Source organism: Geobacillus sp. JS12, from assembly GCF_001592395.1.
Classification (GTDB): Bacteria; Bacillota; Bacilli; order Bacillales; family Anoxybacillaceae; genus Geobacillus; species Geobacillus zalihae.
Window position 1 is genome coordinate 1,453,634 of record NZ_CP014749.1, and the last position, 19,150, is coordinate 1,472,783.

The 19,150-nt window shown below is 49.8% G+C and carries 12 protein-coding genes and 4 pseudogenes; 9 read left to right on the forward strand and 7 right to left on the reverse strand.

Annotation, left to right across the window (positions count from 1 at the left end):
* Positions 1 to 76 precede the first annotated feature (76 nt).
* Entirely contained in the window at positions 77 to 1,534 is a 1,458-nt protein-coding gene (locus A0V43_RS07085; protein ID WP_063192734.1) for an ArnT family glycosyltransferase, read from the forward strand.
* Between the two features lie 95 nt (positions 1,535 to 1,629).
* Here A0V43_RS07085 and A0V43_RS07090 read toward each other — a convergent pair whose 3' ends face one another.
* From A0V43_RS07090 to gabT, 4 genes and pseudogenes are all read right to left on the reverse strand, one after another.
* Positions 1,630 to 3,057, reverse strand: coding sequence for an aldehyde dehydrogenase family protein (locus A0V43_RS07090; protein WP_063192735.1), 1,428 nt, complete (start codon positions 3,055 to 3,057; stop codon positions 1,630 to 1,632).
* Positions 3,058 to 3,163: 106 nt separating this feature from the next.
* Entirely contained in the window at positions 3,164 to 4,585 is a 1,422-nt protein-coding gene (locus A0V43_RS07095) for a sodium:solute symporter family protein (protein WP_063192736.1), read from the reverse strand.
* 146 nt (positions 4,586 to 4,731) lie between these two features.
* Entirely contained in the window at positions 4,732 to 6,069 is a 1,338-nt protein-coding gene (locus A0V43_RS07100) for an aspartate aminotransferase family protein (RefSeq protein WP_015375005.1), read from the reverse strand.
* Positions 6,070 to 6,390: 321 nt separating this feature from the next.
* A pseudogene (gene gabT, locus A0V43_RS07105) lies at positions 6,391 to 7,736 on the reverse strand (4-aminobutyrate--2-oxoglutarate transaminase).
* 160 nt (positions 7,737 to 7,896) lie between these two features.
* Here gabT and A0V43_RS07110 point away from each other — a divergent pair.
* From A0V43_RS07110 to A0V43_RS07135, 6 genes and pseudogenes are all read left to right on the forward strand, one after another.
* The gene (locus A0V43_RS07110; protein ID WP_013523933.1) at positions 7,897 to 9,285 is read left to right on the forward strand and encodes a sigma-54 interaction domain-containing protein; all 1,389 of its coding nucleotides are present in this window, start codon (positions 7,897 to 7,899) and stop codon (positions 9,283 to 9,285) included.
* 164 nt (positions 9,286 to 9,449) lie between these two features.
* Complete coding sequence (gene speB, locus A0V43_RS07115; protein ID WP_013523934.1) at positions 9,450 to 10,424, forward strand: agmatinase; 975 nt, start codon at positions 9,450 to 9,452, stop codon at positions 10,422 to 10,424.
* A gap of 30 nt (positions 10,425 to 10,454) precedes the next feature.
* Positions 10,455 to 11,902: pseudogene (locus tag A0V43_RS07120) on the forward strand (aldehyde dehydrogenase family protein).
* A gap of 78 nt (positions 11,903 to 11,980) precedes the next feature.
* Positions 11,981 to 13,352, forward strand: a pseudogene (locus A0V43_RS07125) (purine-cytosine permease family protein).
* 1 nt (position 13,353) lies between these two features.
* On the forward strand, positions 13,354 to 14,175 hold the full coding sequence (locus A0V43_RS07130) for a carbon-nitrogen hydrolase family protein (RefSeq protein ID WP_063192737.1): 822 nt from the start codon (positions 13,354 to 13,356) through the stop codon (positions 14,173 to 14,175).
* A gap of 7 nt (positions 14,176 to 14,182) precedes the next feature.
* Positions 14,183 to 14,833: a cyclase family protein gene (locus tag A0V43_RS07135; RefSeq protein ID WP_063192738.1), complete on the forward strand. Its 651-nt coding sequence runs from the start codon at positions 14,183 to 14,185 to the stop codon at positions 14,831 to 14,833.
* A 60-nt stretch (positions 14,834 to 14,893) separates the two neighbouring features.
* Here the strand turns inward: A0V43_RS07135 and A0V43_RS07140 are convergent, their stop codons facing one another.
* The 3 genes from A0V43_RS07140 to A0V43_RS20385 are packed head-to-tail and all read right to left on the reverse strand — an operon-like array spanning position 14,894 to position 16,886.
* Positions 14,894 to 15,451, reverse strand: a complete 558-nt coding sequence (locus A0V43_RS07140; protein WP_063192739.1) for a sugar O-acetyltransferase — start codon at positions 15,449 to 15,451, stop codon at positions 14,894 to 14,896.
* A gap of 56 nt (positions 15,452 to 15,507) precedes the next feature.
* Positions 15,508 to 16,719, reverse strand: coding sequence for a D-serine ammonia-lyase (locus tag A0V43_RS07145; RefSeq protein ID WP_236931025.1), 1,212 nt, complete (start codon positions 16,717 to 16,719; stop codon positions 15,508 to 15,510).
* A complete protein-coding gene (locus tag A0V43_RS20385; RefSeq protein ID WP_236931047.1) occupies positions 16,641 to 16,886 on the reverse strand; it encodes a hypothetical protein in 246 nt (81 codons plus the stop codon). Before A0V43_RS20385 ends, A0V43_RS07145 begins: the two co-directional genes overlap by 79 nt.
* A 276-nt stretch (positions 16,887 to 17,162) precedes the next feature.
* Between A0V43_RS20385 and A0V43_RS07150 the strand changes: the two are divergent.
* Positions 17,163 to 18,330, forward strand: a pseudogene (locus A0V43_RS07150) (MFS transporter).
* Positions 18,331 to 18,659: 329 nt separating this feature from the next.
* Positions 18,660 to 19,139 carry a GNAT family N-acetyltransferase gene (locus tag A0V43_RS07155; RefSeq protein WP_063192740.1) on the forward strand — a complete coding sequence of 160 codons (480 nt, stop codon included), beginning with the start codon at positions 18,660 to 18,662 and terminating at the stop codon, positions 19,137 to 19,139.
* Positions 19,140 to 19,150: the final 11 nt, after the last annotated feature.

Sequence of the window (19,150 nt, forward strand, 5' to 3'; positions counted from 1 at the left end):
TCATCTACTTGTAATAGCTTCTATGTCGGTGTTGCTTTTTTTCGAAGCACAGCGTGCCGATAAAGGAGTGGATCGCATGAGAAATCCAAGTGTACGAAACATCTCGTTTTATCTAGCGGCGGCGTTGATCTTCTCGATGATGGTCTACAACGTCTTTTATCATCTAGGAACATTCCCGATTTCAAGCTGGGACGAAGCGCGTCATGGCGTCAATGCATACGAAATGCTGAGGCATGGAAACTTGATCGTCAACACATACCTTGGGCATCCTGATTACTGGAATTTAAAGCCTCCTGTTAGCTACTGGGCGATCATGATTGGCTATAAACTCGTTGGGATGAACGCGCTTGGTTTGCGGCTGATGTCTGGCATTTGCGCTACGCTCACGGCCGTTGCCATTGCGCTATTTGTGAAAAAACGGTTTGGAAGCATGGCCGCGATCGTCTCATTGCTTGCCTTGTCTACTAGCACCCAATATCTTCTCAACCATTGCGCTCGCACAGGAGATGCGGATTCGCTCTTTGTATTCTTCTTTACGTTATCCATCCTTTCTTTGCTGGCCGCCAGACGGCAGACGCGATGGTTGTATGCAGCGGGCCTTGCCTGTTCACTTGCTTTTTTAACGAAAAGTTGGCATGCGGGGAACATTCTGTTGATCATGGTCTTATATTTTCTCATCACTAGGCAGTGGGAGTCAGGACGCTGGCGCGCATGGTGGAGGGCAGCGCTCACCTTCGTTGTTCCTGTGCTCGCTTGGGCTTTTGCCCGCTATCACTATGATGGATTCAGTTTTTTTAAACAAATGATCGGATATGACTTGTTGTTGCGCTCCACTCGGCCCATTGAAGGTCATATCGGCGATGAAACCTACTACGGCATCATTCTTGTTCATTTTTTCTTTTGGTGGCTGGCGCTCTTGGTCGGAATCATGGTCATCAGTTACATGCAAGGCGTTCGTCTTTTAGCGTTTGAAGGAACAGACCATCGATTGAAAGAAGATGTGATCGGGATTTTGCTTTGGATTTGCGTCCCGCTTCTCATGTTTACCATAGCTAAGACGAAAATCAGATGGTACATCCTCCCTGTCTATCCGCCGCTTTGCATGTTGATTGGCATTTGCGCAAGTCAATTATGGAGAAAAGGAACGTGGGGAGCGCGGGGAGTGTTGCTGACTGGACTGTTGTTCGTCACATCGTTTTACGAAACGAATATTCAACATTATATCCATCATCCCAAGCCAAATTTCGAACTGGCATTGCTTCAGCAGACCGCCCAAATGCCTGTTCATGGATACGAACTGTTTATGTACCATCCGTTGCACGAGAAGGGTCGCTGGCCGCAAAATGCGGTCTTGACAGCAGAGCTTGCGAATGACCTCAAACCTCGGCACGGAGGGCTGAAAACGTTCTTGCATACAAGCCGAAGCCTGCTTCTCGTGAAAAAAGCATGGTTCAGCAAACAGCTCGAGCATAAATACCACCTGTCTGTTCTCGCCTCGAACCGTTGGGGATATATTTTGGAAAAGCACGCTTAAACATACAGCCTTGGAGTGCCACTCTCTCCAAGGCTGCGCAACCATTCTTCTAGAATTTTAGGAATAAACTTTACTCCAACCTCTTCTCATCCCGCTTAATTCTGGTTAAAAATAATCAATTTCAACTCCGTCATTTCCTCGATCGCATAGCGAATCCCTTCGCGGCCAAACCCGCTTTCTTTCACGCCGCCGTACGGCATATGGTCAACGCGGAACGTTGGGATGTCGTTAATCAACACGCCGCCAACGTGCAGTTGTTTCGCCGCTTTCCACGCGGTATGGACGTTGTCGGTGTAGATGCCCGCCTGCAAGCCGTAGCGCGAGTCATTGACAAGTTCAATGGCTTCATCGATCGAACGGACGCGGTTGATCAAGACGATCGGGGCGAACACTTCTTGGCAAGACACTTTCATCGTCGGTTCGGCGTCCACAATGACCGTCGGAAGCAAGATATTGCCGTCGCGCTCGCCGCCGAGGACGACGTTGGCGCCGCCTTGTTTTGCCTCTTCGATCCAAGAGAGCGCCCGGTCGACATCGTTTGGCGTAATCAAGGCGGATACATCGGTGGTTGGATCCAACGGGTCGCCTGTTTTCAACTGTTTCGCGGCGGCGACAAATTTTTCGACGAACTCGTCATAGCGCTTTTCATGGACATAGACGCGCTGGAGCGAAATACATACTTGTCCTTGGAACGTGAACGCGCCAAATACGCAGCGCGGGATGATGCGGTCAATATCGACCTGCTCGTCGACGATCACGGCCGAGTTGGAGCCGAGCTCGAGCGTCACCCGCTTTAAGCCTGCTTTATTGCGGATCGCGATGCCGACTTCCGGGCTGCCGGTGAAGGTGATCATGCTGATGCGCGGGTCGGTGACGATTTTGTCGCCGACCGTGCGGCCGCTTCCCGTGACGACGTTGAGCGCCCCTTTCGGCAAACCGGCTTTTTCGAACAGTTCGGCAATAAAGTAGGCGGACAGCGGCGTTTGGCTGGCTGGCTTCAACACAACGGTGTTGCCCGAGGCGATGGCCGGGCCAAGTTTATGGGCGACCAAGTTCATCGGGAAGTTAAACGGCGTAATCGCCCCGATGACGCCGATCGGCTCGCGGACCGTCAAGGCGATGCGATGTTCCCCGCCCGGCGCCGCGTCGAGCGGCAGTGTTTCCCCATGAATGCGTTTGGCTTCTTCGGCGGCGAATTTGTACGTTTGGATCGTGCGGGCGACTTCCCCTTTCGCCGTGGTGATCGGTTTGGCTGCTTCCAAGGCGATCAACCTCGCCGCTTCTTCCTGCCGCTCTTTCAGCTGCTCGACGACCCGCTCTAAAATGGCGGCTCGTTCATGCGCTGGCATGGCCGCCATCGTTTGCCGCGCGGCGTACGCCGCCGCGATCGCTTCGTCGACTTCTTGTTCGGTGGCCACAGGGATTTCGGCAATCGTCTCGCGTGAGTATGGCGATTTCAGCTCAGTGTACGACTTGGCTTCCCGCCATTCACCGTTGATGTATAGCTGTTTTCTTTCCGCCATGTTCCCATCCTTTCCCTAAACTAGTATTCGCAACCCAAACATTGCCTGTGTCAATCCATTTTTTTATTTCGCCGCAAATTTGCTAGAATCCTCTTTTCTGATCCGTTTATAGGACATGTTGTTGCTCCTCTATCATTTTATTCCCTTCTTTCAGATTGGAGGATGGAAAGAGGTAAGAAAAAACCACAATCGAAACGATACTCACCCCAATTCCATACATGATCGGGTTGGTGGAACTCAATCCCTCCACGACCAAACCAATGAGAACGACCAATGAGCTGATCACAATCGAATAGAAGCCGGCTTTCGCTGTTGCTCGCTTCCAAAAGAAACCGAGAACCACTGGCACGAAAATGGCGCCTGACAAAATGGCATAGGCTACATCCAATGCGACAAGCACATCCTGAATCCAAATAGCAAAGACAATGGCGACAATCCCAACCGCTAGCGTCATCATTCTGGACAAAAGGACAAACTGTCGATCGCTCATATTTTTAAGCCAATATTGCTTCAAAATATCATGCGATAACAGAGTAGACGAGGCAAGCAATGTTCCGGAGGCCGTTGACATGAGAGCAGAACATACGCTGGCCAAAATGAGCCCTAACAAGCCGTGTGGCAAAATCTCTAATGACATGTTGGCAAATACGTTTTGCGGATCGTTCATATTCGGAAAAACAATCACCCCGCACATACCAATGACGCTTAACGCTACGGCATAAGCAACGCTGTAGAGACCAGCATATATTGCGCCGCCTCGAGCAATGTTCGGTGTTCTGGCCGTAAACACCCGTTGCCAAATGTCTTGTGATACCACCATTCCTAACGTATAGAGCAAGAAGTATTGGAAAATATTTGCCCATCCCATGGACGTCAGATCAAAATGCGACGCTGGCAATCGCTCCAAAAGCGATGTCCATCCGCCGACATGGGACAAACTCATTGGCAGCATTACGAAGAAAATGCCGACTGTCATGACGATAAACTGAATGATGTCCGTCATCGTAACGCTCCACATGCCCCCGAGAATCGTGTAAAACAGCACGATCCCCCCGCCGACTAACATCGAAACGGTCATGCTCCAACCTAAAACAGCATGAATGATGGTGCCCATCCCAATGACTTGTGTCACCGAAACCATCAGCGTATAAATCGCGGCAACCAACGCGCTGATCAAACGCGTTTCCTGATTGTAACGGCGGCCAAGCAGTTCGCTGATCGTGGTCACATGGGCGCCGTAAATTTGGTTTGTAAAAAACAGACCGAGCACAGCAATGCCCAAGCCAATCATAAAAACAAACCACATACCCGAAATCCCAAATTGATACCCTAACTTCGCCGTCCCAATCGTTGAAGCGCCGCCCAAAATCACAGCAGACAGACATCCAAGATAGACAAATAGTCCGAGATTTCGGCCTGCCAACGCAAAATCTTCGGCGGTTTTCGCCCGCTTCGCCCCAAAATCAAAATCCCTGACGATCAATACGAGAAAATAACATAAGAGAACCCCACTATCCAGTGCGTTCATAACCATTCCCCCATCCTCTTATAATTCAGAAATCGATCTCCTTCGAGGTCCTTTCATAAAGGCAGACATTCCTTCAACGAGACACGACATCGGTTCCTGAATACACCCAATTTCCAAATTGCAATCGACATGTGCCCCCTCTTTTTTCATTTTCCAGAAGCGAACGAATGCACACCGATTTCCGCTTCATATTCGGTCAACGCCTCGTCGAGCATGCTTAATCCTTCGTCAATCTGTTCTTTTGTCACGATCAGCGGTGGGATCATGCGAATCACTTCTCCTTGATTGCCGCATAGATAGAAAAGAACGCCTTTTTGCAGGCAACGATTCAAAATATTCATCACTCCCTCCCCATTCGGTTCGCCAGTATGCGGCTGGACGATCTCAATGCCGATCATCAGACCGATCGAACGCACGTCTCCAATGACGGGATGCTTCCTTTTTAAAACTTCCAGTTTTTTTCGCGCGTATTCCCCAACTTCCCTGCAATTTTCTAACAATTTTTCTTCCCTAAATACTTCTAAAGTCGCCAGCGCCGCCTCGCATGCGATGGGGTTGCCTCCAAAGGTTGTCCCATGGCTGCCGAGCGGCCACTGTTTCATTAATTCTTTCGAAGCCACTGTTGCACTTAATGGAAGACCGGAAGCGATGCCCTTGGCAATGGCCATAATGTCTGGAGTGACACCGAATGTTTGAGCAGCAAACCACTCGCCAGTACGACCAAAACCTGTCTGTACTTCATCGAAAATAAGTAAAATTTCATAGCGATCACAAATTTCCCTCATCTTGTGAAGCCACCCTTTGGGAGGCACAATATATCCTCCTTCTCCCAACACCGGCTCGACAATCATGCATGCCACTTCTTCCGGAGTCACTTGATGGGCAAACAAAGAAGCCACGTCGTTTTCAAGCCTATTGGCAAAATACACATCTGGATCCTCCCCAACTGGACAATCCTTTGGATTGGCATATGGAAGTTGATACGTCAACCCATTTGGCTGCAAGTATTTCCGATATTTGCTTTTCGATGTGCTGACGCTGAGCGCCCCTAACGAACGGCCATGAAAACATCCGGTAAATGAAATGACGTATGGCCGCCGTGTCACATGTTTCGCTAATTTGATCGCACCTTCGATCGCTTCTGTTCCACTGTTGGCAAAAAAGAAGCAGTCAAGTCCTTCTGGCAAAATTTTCGTCAGCTCTTCGGCCAAGCGCAAAATGGACTCATACATGATCACACCGCTCGGCCCGTGCATTAGGCGGTCTGCGGCCTCTTTGATGGCCTGCACGACCTTTGGATGACGATGCCCCGTATTCGCCACGGCGATACCAGAAGTAAAATCAAGATATTTCCTTCCATCTAATCCGTAATAGTAGCACCCCTCTTCCTTGACAACCGGCAGATTCGGATGGTCTTTCGCCATCGTTGGCGCGAGCAGGTCGGGCATTTTGTGAAAGAGAGGCATCCAGTTGCTCTGTGTCATGTACATCCCCCTTTGACCAAACCATTTGTTCATTGAAAGTAGTTCGCAAGTTTTGTGCCACCATTTTGACTATTCGATATTTTTTGTCAGCTATCCGCACTGGTTTCTATCATCTCATTTCCTGCGACCCCCCAACTGTTCTAATTCTTTTTTGAATTAAAAATTCATTTTTGCATCAATACGGATTGTTCTCCCTTCAAAAACATTCTCTCGTGGTAAAAGTGGTCAATCTCAATAAAAAACCGCGCCACAAAAAGGTGGCACGGTCCAAAATTCGACTGCATAGCGAAGTTTTCATGAGTAGTTTGGTCAGGACACTAATCATGCCAATTCGGCAATAACCTCTTCGATGACATCCAATGCTTCCTCCAGCTGTTCATCTGTGATGACAAGCGGCGTTAACAGACGAATGACATTGCTGTATAGGCCCGCACCCATGACGATGACCCCCCGTTGATGGCATTCTCGCAAAATGGCGGCCGTCAACTCCTTATTCGGTGTTTTCGTCTTAGCGTCAGTGACAAATTCAACGGCCACCATGGCGCCGAGCCCCCGAACATCCCCGACCGTCTCGTATTTCTCCTGCAGCCGTCTGAACCGATCAATGGCGATTTGTCCAATGACATTGGCCCGTTCAACCAACTGTTCTTGTTGCAACATGCGAATCACTTCCAAAGCGGCCACGCAGCCGAGCGGGCTGCCTCCGTACGTCCCGCCGATTTCTCCCGGGTTGGGTGCATCCATGACTTCCGCTCTTCCCGTCACCGCACTAATCGGCACTCCTGCCCCGATCGACTTGGACATGGTGATTAAATCAGGGATCACATCAAAATGTTCAATGGCAAACATCTTCCCCGTTCGTCCAAATCCCGTCTGGATCTCATCGGCGATAAACAAAATCCCGTATTTTTCACAAATTCGTTTGACCCCTTGAACAAATGTTTTCGACGGAACAATAAACCCGCCCTCCCCTTGTACAGGCTCCATAATGATTGCGGCTACCTCTTCTGCCGGAACGTCGGAGAGGAAAAAATCCTCAAGCCGCCGCAAAAGCTCGGCGTCCAATTCCTCGTTGGTCATGCCCGCTGGCTTTCGGTAATAATATGGATAAGGCAGTTTGTACGTATCGGGCGCAAAGGGGCCGAATCCGAATTTATAGGGTTTGACTTTGCTCGTGAGCGACATCGCCAGCAGCGTCCGTCCGTGAAATCCTCTTTCAAAGGAGAGAATGGCTCTTCTCCCAGTATACTTTCGGGCAATTTTGACGGCATTTTCGACCGCTTCTGCCCCGCTGTTCAAGAAGAAGGTCTTTTTCGAATGATTCCCTGGCGTGATGCGGTTCAATGTCTCTGCCAATTCGACATACGGTTCATACATCATAACGTGAAAACATGGATGAATATACTGCTCCGCTTGTTTTTGGATCGCTTCCACCACTTTCGGGGGCAATGGCCGACATTGAGGCTTCCAATCGCCCCAGCCAAGTCGATAAACGTATTTCCATCCACATCGGTTAAGAGAGCCCCCTCTCCTTTTACCCCAAATGTCGGTACGGTGTGAAACGGCCCCCGCGGAACATTCTCTTCTTTTTTTCTTAATAGCTCCTTTGCTTTTGGTCCCGGAATCGCTGTTTTGACTTGGATATATTTTTTTGTTTTTGCCTTCATCTTTTTTCCTCCGTTCCTTATGTCATGATTCACTTTTTCATACATGCAAACAACATGCCAAAAACTTCACGGAAAATCATATGACAAAGAAAGAGGATTTTTTCTCTTCTTTAGATAAAGTTAGTAATAGAAGCGCTGACAGACTGCTAGGAGGGAAAGTATGCAACGTACAGCCGATGTGTTGGAATTCGAGTTGGATGCGATATTGAGATCATCGAACGACAATATTGTCATCGCAGACGAAAACGGGATCGTTCTTCGCGCCAGCCCGAATTGCTTGTCCATATACGGAAAGGACGCCTCTTATTTAGTCGGAAAATCGGTCTATCAATTAGAAAAAGAAAACGTCTTTTGCCCTTCCGTTACAGCCAGAGTATTGCGGGAGAAAAAAGAGGTTCAATTGATGCAGCAAACCGCCACCGGCCGGGTTGTCATGGCGACAGGAGTGCCGGTATTTGACCAACAAAACCGCCTTGTCCGGGTGATCAGTTTCTCCCACGATTTAACAGAACTGGAGCGTTTAAAAGAAGACTATGAAAAACTGAGAAAGCAGATGGAACATTATCAAATGGAAATCGAGGAGTTGAAACCGGACCATATCGTCATCCAAAGCAAGGCGATGGAACGAATTTGGAAGCTCGTGCACCGCGTGGCCCAATCGGATGCGACGGTTCTTTTCCTCGGCGAGTCTGGAGTCGGAAAAAACGTATTCGCCCGTTCCCTTCATCTCCATAGCCCAAGGCGAAACGAACCGTTTATTGAGGTCAATTGCAGCGCCATTCCTGAATCGTTGTTTGAATCGGAAATGTTCGGCTATGAAAAAGGGTCCTTTACCGGTGCGCAAAAAACAGGAAAACCGGGGCTGATCGAATTGGCCGACAAAGGGACTCTCTTCCTTGATGAAATTGGTGAGCTTCCCCTTTCGATGCAAGCGAAACTGCTGAAAGTGCTTCAAGAGAAAAAAGTCATACGCGTTGGAGGCATTAAAGAACGAACGGTCGATTTTCGTCTGATCGCCTCGACGAATCAGAACCTAGAACAGATGGTGAAGCAAGGGAAGTTCCGCCAAGATTTATTTTATCGTTTGCATGTGATTCCGATTTATGTTCCTTCTTTGCGCGAGAGAAAAGAAGATATTTTCATGCTGGCGCAATACTTTTTGAAAAAATTCAACGAAAAATACCAGATGGATAAATATTTCCATCCGTCCATCGTCGACCATCTCGTTCAGTACGACTGGCCGGGCAACGTGCGTGAGCTGGAAAATATGATCGAACGGTTAGTCATTACTTCTGAAACGAGGGCCATTTATCCGGAATATCTCCCTTTTTCGATCCAGAAACATCAAGAGGTGATCCATCAATCGTTGGAAAAACGGAACGAACCGTCGACATTAAAAGAAGCCATGGAACAAGTGGAACGGCAATGGCTCCTGCGCGCCGTCAAACAGTGCAAAACAACATACGAGATGGCTGATTATCTTGGCATCAGCCAGCCAACGGTCGTACGAAAGCTGAAAAAGTATGGTATTGATTCAAAAACGAATTAAGATTCATTTTTGAATCAAGTGTTCACTCATTTTTGAACATACGCAAGCAAGGATGGCAGTCAAAACAGCCCTGCTTGCGTATTTCTTGTCTACTTCCCCTTTTTGGCATACTTTTTGCTTCTAAATATCACAAACTATTTTTCACTGCCCAAGGAGGTCTTGACATGTATAAACCGAAAGATTCTTCCCAATCGCCCCGCTTTTGCGGCGTTCGAACCTTTATGCGGTTAGAACCAATCAAAACGACAGATAACGTTGATTTTGTCGTGCTCGGCGTCCCGTTTGATACGGCAGCCTCGAATCGGACGGGACAACGGTATGGTCCGCAACACATTCGCAATTTTTCCGTCCTGTTGCGCCCTTACAACCCCGACATGGATATCGATATTTTTGCCTATTGTTCTGGCGTCGATTACGGGGACGTTGATGTCATCCCGGGCAATGCGCTCCGCACATATGATCGCATCGTCGAAGAGCTGCGGCCATTGTTAAAGAAAAACATCGTTCCGATTCTGATGGGCGGCGACCATTCCATTACATTGGGGCACTTGCGGGCTTTTTGCGAACGCTTTGGTCCCGTCGCCCTCGTTCATTTTGACTCACACAGCGACACATGGGACCATTACTATGGAGAAAAATATATGCATGGCACGCCGTTCCGCCGCGCGGTCGAGGAAGGGCTGCTCGATGTCAATCATTCCATTCAAGTCGGAATGCGCGGACCGCTTTACAGCGCGGATGATCTCGAGGACGCACGACGGCTTGGCTTTGAAGTCATTCCGATGAAAGAAGTCCGGCAAATCGGCTTTTCGGAAGTCATGCGCCGCATCCATCAACGTGTCGGAAACAGACCGGTTTTCGTTTCTTATGACATTGACTTTGTTGATCCGGCATTCGCTCCTGGAACAGGCACGCCGGAAGTAGGCGGACCGACAAGCTATGAGGCATTAGAATACGTAAGAGGGCTTGACGGGTTAAATATTGTCGGGTTTGATCTCGTCGAGGTATTGCCTGCTTATGACAGCGGGGAAATGACAGCCGTATTGGCGTCTGCCATTATATATGAAATGATCACGCTTGTGGCGCTAAAGAAAAGGCGGGCGCAGGCTAACCGTCTATCCACGGCGACAACGCCATAAAACCATCTTGCCGAAAAGGAGCAATCTTCCATGATATACGTCAACGGAAAATGGAGTAAAGGAGAAGGAAAAAAAAGACCGGTCATCAATCCCGCGAATGAGGAAATCATTATAGAAATCAATGAAGCATCCCAACAACAAGCCGTAGAAGCGATCCAAGCAGCTCGTCATGCTTTTCAATATACCGATTGGCCATTCAATCCAGCAAAACGGATCGCTGCGCTTCGCCAATTAGCGGACCTGTTGGAACAAAACGCAGAAACATTCGCTTCGATCGAGACGTTGAATACAGGAAAACCGATTCGCGAGTCGCGCCTCGATGTCAGCGATTCAATCCAATGCCTTCGTTACTACGCCGATTTTGTTGAACAACGGGCCATCGAGGAAATAAAAAGAACCGATGGCACGACAAGCAAAATCATTGAGGAGCCAATCGGGGTATGCGCGTTGATTGTTCCTTGGAATTTTCCTCTCTTGTTAGGAATATGGAAACTGGCTCCAGCGCTTGCGGCGGGAAATACAGTGGTATTTAAACCATCAGAACTGACTCCGTTATCGTTCATCGAACTGACAAAGCTGATCGATTCCATCGGTCTCCCGCCAGGCGTGTTTAATCTTGTTCCTGGAGGCGGTTCGCCGGTTGGAGAAACATTGGTGACACACCCTGATGTGGAAAAAATATCGTTTACCGGCGGAACGAAAACCGGACGATGGATTTACGAACAAGGCGCTCGCCGTTTGAAGCGAGTATCTTTGGAACTTGGCGGAAAATCCCCGCTGCTCATTTTTGACGATGCGGATCTTGCCAGCACCATCGAGTGGGCGTTGTTTGCCTCCTTCTTCAATCAAGGAGAAGTGTGTGTGGCTGCTTCGCGAATTCTTGTTCAACGACGCGTTTATGATTCGTTTCTTGATCAGCTGACCCAAAGACTAGCTTCCCTCCGCATTGGCGATCCTTTCGCGGAACATACGGAGATGGGGCCGTTAATCAGCTCCTCACATTTAGAAAAAGTGGAAACGTATATCCAGATCGGCTTGCAGGAAGGAGGAGTACTGCTGCAGGGAGGAAAACGAATTAAAGAACTGGGGTATTATCTCACTCCTGCCGTTTTCGCCCATGTCCGTCAAGATATGCGCATCGTCCAAGAAGAAATCTTTGGACCGGTCATAACCGTACAACCGTTTGAACATGATGAAGAGGCGATCAAGTTGGCGAATGACACCATATACGGTCTGGCAGCCGGCCTATTCAGCCGCGATCTCGAACGGGCGGAACAAATCGCCGGGAAATTGAGAGCAGGAACGATTTGGATTAACAGCTATCACACTCCCTATGTCGATGCCCCTTGGGAGGATTGAAACAAAGCGGAATCGGCCGAGAGCTTGGACCGCAAGGATTCGCTGCTTTTACGGAAACAAAGCATGTGAACATCAGCCAACATGGCAAACCACTCGGATGGTATTCATCGCACTCCTGATTTCGTCCTAAGGACGAAATCGGTGCAAGTTTATTATTCTGAATATTTAAAATAGAAAATCAAGAAGGGAGAATCCTTATGAAGTGGACAGAACGATTTGGTCATGATGATATTCGGCCGACCCCGATGAACGAACGGAGCATGAATTTTTTTAGCACGTTTACTCTTTGGATTGCGGCGAATGTGGTGATTACGACGGTCATGACGGGGATGATGTTTGTTCCTGACATTTCCTTCTCCAACGCCATGCTGGCGATTATTGTCGGTTCGGCGATCGGCGCCATTCCGCTCGCCCTTACTGGAAACATCGGCATCCGCACCGGTCTCCCTACAATGGTGATCACAAGAGCGGCCTTTGGACAAAAAGGCGCCATCCTTCCCGCCCTTGTCAACACGATCATTTTAATCGGCTGGAGCTGGATTCAAGCCTATATGGCTGGCCTTAGTCTGAATTATGCCGTCCATTACGCCACTGGATACAGCAATATCAACCTATTTGTCATCTTGACGGAACTTCTTGTTGTGATCATTACGATTTTTGGCCACCGAGGGTGGAACGAATCGAAAAATATATATCGATTGCCATGTTGATTTTATCTTTCCTTGTTTTTTATAAAATTTTTACGACTTATGACATTTCGACACTAGTCGAAATGAAATTGAGCGAACATCCATCCATCACCACGATTATCGCCTTTGACATCGTCATCGCCACCGCTTTTTCTTGGATGTCGACGGTTTGCGATTTCAACCGCAACTGCCGCTCCGAAACAAGCGGTTTTTGGGGAACGTATTTTGGCTATCTGGTCGCTTCCATTGTTGCAATGGGCTCGGCGCTGTCGTCAGCGGCTTCAGCATCGCCTCGAACATGGAACGGACGTATGATCCAACGATTCTCCTTGCGGCTTACGGGTTTGGATTGATCGCATCCATCGTTGTGTTCTTTTCTGTACTCTCGACCAATGTCATGGCATTATACAGCGCCACGATGTCGTTCATGAATGTCTTCCCGCGCGCAGGCTTTTGGAAACCGACGTTGATCATGGGAGTGATTTGCACGCTTGGCGCCTTGCTGAAAGAAGTGCTGATGTCCCATTTCTTTAACTTCATTATGCTGATTGCCACGTTGTTCATTCCTGTGTTTGCGATTGTGCTCGTTGATTACTTTTTGATCAAAAAAGGGGTATACGACGCAGAAGATATTTTGTACGACACAAAAGGTCAATATCGTTATCAAAAAGGAGTCAACATCGCCGCCTACATCACCTATATCGTTGGAGCTGTCTTCGCCTATTATTTTACGTACATTCATCCGCTTGCCGTCGGCTCCACCATGCTGACGTTTCTTTTATCGGGAGCTGTTTACTGGGGGTTGATGAAATGGACAAACCAAATATCTGCGAGCACGAATACAGTCGAGCTTGAATCTCCCACTCACTTGGAGGGATGATATGAACCAATCGTTTGACATCGCATTGGCGCAGATGATGCCGGCCGACGGCGACATTGGCGCCAACTTGGCCAAAATAGAAACGATCATCCATGAGTGCAAACGAAAGTTCCCTAATGTTCGCCTTCTTCTGTTCCCGGAACTTTGCACCACTGGTTACGTACTGTCAGAAATGCTAAAAGAGGCGGCCCAGACATGGGACGGTCCTGCATTCCAACACATGAGCCAACTCGCCCAAACATTTCAATTGTATCTTGCCTACGGGTACGTTGAAAAAGACCATACAGGAAATCTATACAACTCTCTTATGTTGATCGATCCTAATGGACAATGTATCGGAAATTACCGGAAAATCCATTTGAATCCTTTTGAAAAAGCCTGGTTTTCCAAAGGAGCCGAGCCGGTGCTGGTGGATACAGAACTCGGCCGCATTGGTCTAATGATTTGCTGGGACTTGGCTTTTCCGGAACTAGCAAGATACTTAGCGGTTCATGGAGCCGAGCTTCTTCTCGTTCCATGTGCTTGGGAATCTCCCTTTCATGCACCGTTTCAAAAATTCGCCATGGCACGAGCGATCGATAACACGGTTTATGTGGCGGCATGCAATCAAATTGGATCGTCTTCTTCTTTCCATTTCTTTGGTTTATCCTCTATTTATGGGCCGGATGGAAGGAAAATAGCCGCAGCCAACATGAATGGACGGGAAGAGCTCGTACACGCTATGATCGATCAAAATCAACGCCAAGCGTTAAAGAAACACTTTTACACCATGATGGACGAACGACGAATCGACCTTTACCGACAATGGATTTGGAGGGAATGACGAGAACATGATCATCCAAAAACTCATCGACCTCACCATGCCGATCACGGCCCAAACTCCGGTGTACCCGGGGGATCCGAAGCCGAAAATCGAACCGGCGGCGACGTTCGCCCAAGACGGCTATCACGTCAGCCGCTTGGTGCTTGGGTCGCATAGCGGCACGCATGTGGATGCGCCGTTTCACTTTTGCGAACACGGTTGGCGGCTCGATGACATGCCGCTCACGTATTTTCTTGGCCGCGGCGTCGTGATCAGTGCCACCTGGAAAGCGGAAGGCGAAGCGGTGACGATGGCCGATGCCGCTCCGTATATCCCGAAGCTGGCGCCGGGAACCATTGTATTGTTTCATACCGGCTGGTCGCAATACGCCGGAACAAAGCGGTATTTTTCCCATCCGTACGTTGCGCCGGAGGTGATTGAAGCGATGCTGGAGCGAGGCGTGCGGACGTTTTTCATCGACGCGCTCAACATCGACCCGCCGGACGGCTCGTCGTTCCGCGCCCACGAACTTATTCTTGGCGTCAACGGGGTGATCGGAGAAAATTTCGTGAACTTCGAGCGAATCGATTTTGATGACCCGTATATTATTGCCCTTCCTCTTTCCTTGCCTGGCTGCGACGGTTCGCCTGTTCGGGCGGTGGCAGTGCAGTGGGCGTAACAAAGAAGGATAATGCAACCAAACGCCCCGCACATGCTTTGCGCGGGACGCGGCCTTGGGCTATTTGAGCCATTTGATCACTTTCGCCGGGTTTCCGCCAACGACCACGTTGGCGGGGACATCTTTTGTCACGACCGCCCCTGAGGCGATGACAGCGTTGTCGCCGATCGTGACGCCCGGGTTGATGACGGCCCGCCCGCCGATCCAGACGTTATGGCCGATCACAACCGGCTTTCCGTACTCCAACCCGGAATTTCGTTCGTGCGGATCGAGCGGGTGAGTCGCCGTATAAATGTGCACACCAGGACCAATAAAACAATGGTCGCCGATTCGCACTTCACATACATCCAAAATCACGCCATCAAAGTTCATAAAAAAGTTTTCGCCGACGTGAATGTTGTAGCCGTAGTCGCAGCGGAAGTTCGGCTCGATAAACAGTCGTTCTCCCGTTGAACCGAACAGTTCTTTGAGCAGAGCGGTTCGCTTTTCATATTCCGTTTCCAACGTTTCGTTATACAAACGAACGAGCCGCCGCGCCCGCTCCCGCTCCTTGACGAGCTCCGGATCAGCGGGATTGTACAAGTGTCCCGCCACCATCTTTTCTTTTTCGGTTTTCATCGAATCCCTCCAACACTTTATGCATTCGTTTCAAAACTCCATCGAATGGAGGGGGCTTATCGCCCTCCGGAAAAACGGTTGCCTGTCATGGTTTCAATCCGCACGCCTTCCCGATAGTAAGCGTCCATCACATCCTTTGGCACCATGCTTCCGCCCGTCGCCCAGCCAATATGGACGGCGTTTTTCATGTTTTCTTTCAAACCGTTTGCCTCTACGTACGTTTGCCCCGCCAAATCACGAAACAGCCGAACAGGCCCCGCCACCCCCGCCAAGGCGGACGGCTCTAAATAGATTTCCTCCGTTTCCACCATCGCCGCGAGCAAGCGGTACAGCGTCGCATCATCCACCGTATAGACGCCGCTGATGACGTTCTCAAGCATGTTCCCCACCAACCTTGACGGCCGGCCCACCGCCAGCCCGTCCGCTTCGGTCTTATTGTCGAGGCCAAAATCTTGCACCGACACACGGTCGTGCTGTCCTGTCATCAACCCAAGCAACATGCAAGGCGAATGCGTCGGTTCAGCGAAAAAGCAATGGACATGATCGCCGTACACGAGCTTCAGCCCAAACGTCACCCCACCCGGACCGCCGCCGACGCCGCAAGGAAGATATACAAAGAGCGGGTGGTTTTCATCAACCGTGATGTTCATGTCCTCTAATTGCTTTTTCAGTCGAAACGCCGCCACCGCATAGCCTAAAAACAGATGGATCGAGTTCTCGTCATCGATAAAATACGACGTTGGATCCTCGGCGGACTGTCTTCGCGCCTCTTCCACCACTTTGTTGTAATCAGTGAGATGTTCGATGACGGTGACCCCTTTGCTTCGCAATAAGTCTTTTTTCCATTGTTTCGCATCGGCTGACATATGAACGGTGACGCGGAACCCAAGCTGCGCTCCGATGATGCCGATGCTCAAGCCTAAATTTCCTGTCGAACCGACGACAAGCGAATAGCGGGAAAAGAACTGCCGGAATTCTTCGCTGGCCATGACCGCATAGTCCTCTCCTATGGCGATCATCCCGTTTGCGAGCGCAAGATCTTCCGCGTGTTTCAACACTTCGTAAATGCCCCCACGCGCCTTGATCGACCCGGAAATCGGGAGATGGCTGTCGCATTTTAGCAACAGCTCCCCTTCCATATTGGTCTGAAACATCTTTTCCAAACGCTGTTTCATGTTCGGAATCCGGACTAAAGGGGATTCGATGATACCGTGGGCCGTTCGCGTCTCGGGAAATGCCTTCGCGATGTAGGGGCAAAGCGGCGCAATCGCTCTTCGGCCTCCTTGACATCGCGCTCGCGTAAAGGAATCGTTTGAATGGCTTGCGCAAACGCGTGATATTTTGGATTGCGCCAAAACACCTCTTCGGCCGCCATGATCGTTTCAAGCAGCGGGAATTCCTTTACCCACTTTTGGATTTCGTTTTTGGTCATCATGCACCATTCTCTCCCATGCGTGTTTGTCGTTTCGCACCCTTGGCGGATGCCGGTCCAAAGTCCACTTCATTGTTTGCCGAACCGTTTGCCGTTTACCTTCAGTCTCGCGAAAACCGCTTCCATTGTCAATGGGGATGAAGGGAAATGGTTTGTGGATGACATTCGGGAGTGATCCCAGCCTTGTCGGAATGGCCAAGCAAGGTGCGATCTGCTTTGAAAAATGCCTGTCTTTCCATTATGATGAAAGAGGCAAACCATATCGTGGAGATGATGATCATGGACAATCGCCGCGGTTTATCGCTTTTGTTTCTCGTGATGTTTTTGGTCATGGCCGGGTTTGGCGTCATTATCCCTGTCCTTCCATTTTACGCAGAAAAAATCGGCGCTTCCCCGACACAACTCGGCTGGTTGATGGCCGTTTATTCGCTCATGCAATTTTTATTTGCGCCGATGTGGGGGAAATTATCGGACCGATATGGACGAAAACCGATGTTGCTCATCGGTATTTCTGGCTTAGCACTTTCGTTTTTCTTGCTCGCCGTCGCGACAAAACTTTGGATGTTGTTTGCCGCTCGCATCATCGGGGATGTTTATCCGCCGCCACGATGCCGACCGCTATGGCATATGTCGCAGATGTGACAACCGAAGAAGACCGGGGCAAAGGAATGGGCATCATTGGAGCGGCCGTTGGGCTTGGATTCATTTTCGGACCCGGAATCGGCGGCATATTTTCCAAAACGAGCTTGACCGCTCCGTTTTGGATGGCAGGCAGCTTGGCGCTCTTGACCGCTCTATTCGTTTTCGTTTTCTTGCATGAGTCGCTTCCGAGAGAAAAACGAGCGAACACACAGGGGAAACGGCCATCGCTCACGGCTGCTCTTCGAAGCCCTTTGGCCCGCCTATACATATTGCAACTCATCGTCACGTTTTCCCTCGCCGGACTTGAAGCGACGTTCGCCTATTTTGCCGCTGAACGAGCGGGGCTTTCGTCGACGGAACTTGGCTACATCTTTATGATCATGGGGCTTGCAGGGCCATCGTCCAAGGAGGGTTGCTTGGAAAACTGATCCGCTCATTCGGGGAAGGCGCTGTCATTCGTTTCGGGCTGTTCCTGTCAGCAGTTGGCTTTTTTCTCATTTTATTCGTTCACAGCTTTTGGACAGCCGCGCTCTATTTAACGATTTTCGGCATTGGAAACGGCATCATCCGCCCGTGCGTCTCCGCGTTGTTGACGAAATATACGGCGGACGGCCAAGGAAGCGCAACAGGCGTCTTATCCTCGTTCGATTCGCTCGGCCGCATCGGCGGTCCGGCGATCGCCGGCTGGCTGTTCACCTTAAAGTCCAGTTTGCCATATATGGCAGGGATTGTGCTAACATTCATTTCCTTCGCTGTTTTTCAATCGTTTCAACGAGCCATGATGCAAAAAGACTCTGCCCTTTGACACAAGAGGAGGACGGATGTGGACATTCCCTGTTACAGATCAGCGAGCGAAAAAGCCCACTCCTTGAGGGGTGGGATGAAAGCGAGCCCCGTCTAACCTAGCGCACTGGTCACAGGTGCGCCGCCCATTGGGGTACATCCTAACCCGATGGGACGGGGTGATGACACACCCCTGAATTTGGGCGTTGTCCGAACCAGAAATGGATGAGGACGCGAACGACCCAAGAATCCCACGCCTTTAGGCGTGCGGAGTGTCAAACTCACGCACGGAAGTGAACGTCTTATGCATTGGGGTGAAAATCATCATCTGCACAAAGGAGAAGGACCGCCTTGAACATCGTTCCAATCAAACAATTGAACCGCGCCATGGTCAACCAGTTTTTCACTGACCATTGGGGAAGTCCGCAAATGGTTGTCTCGACCGGCATCTATAACTGCAGCGAACTGGATGGATTTGCGGCTGTTGAGAATGGATCTCGGATCGTCGGGCTCATTACGTTTGTGATTCGCGGAAACGAATGCGAGATCATCTCATTAGACAGCCTAGTAGAAAACCGCGGCATCGGCAGCGCCCTTTTGCATGAGGCGGAGACATGGGCGAGACAACAAAGGTGCACCGCTGTTCAACTGATCACTACCAACGACAACTTGCATGCCCTTCGTTTCTATCAAAAGCGCGGCTATCAAATTGTGAACGTCTTTCCCAACGCTGTCGACAAGGCGCGACAAATCAAGCCAAACATTCCGAAAACAAGTCCTGACGGCATTCCTATTCGAGATGAGTTGTTGCTTGTAAAACCACTGGCGTGACACGAAGTGGC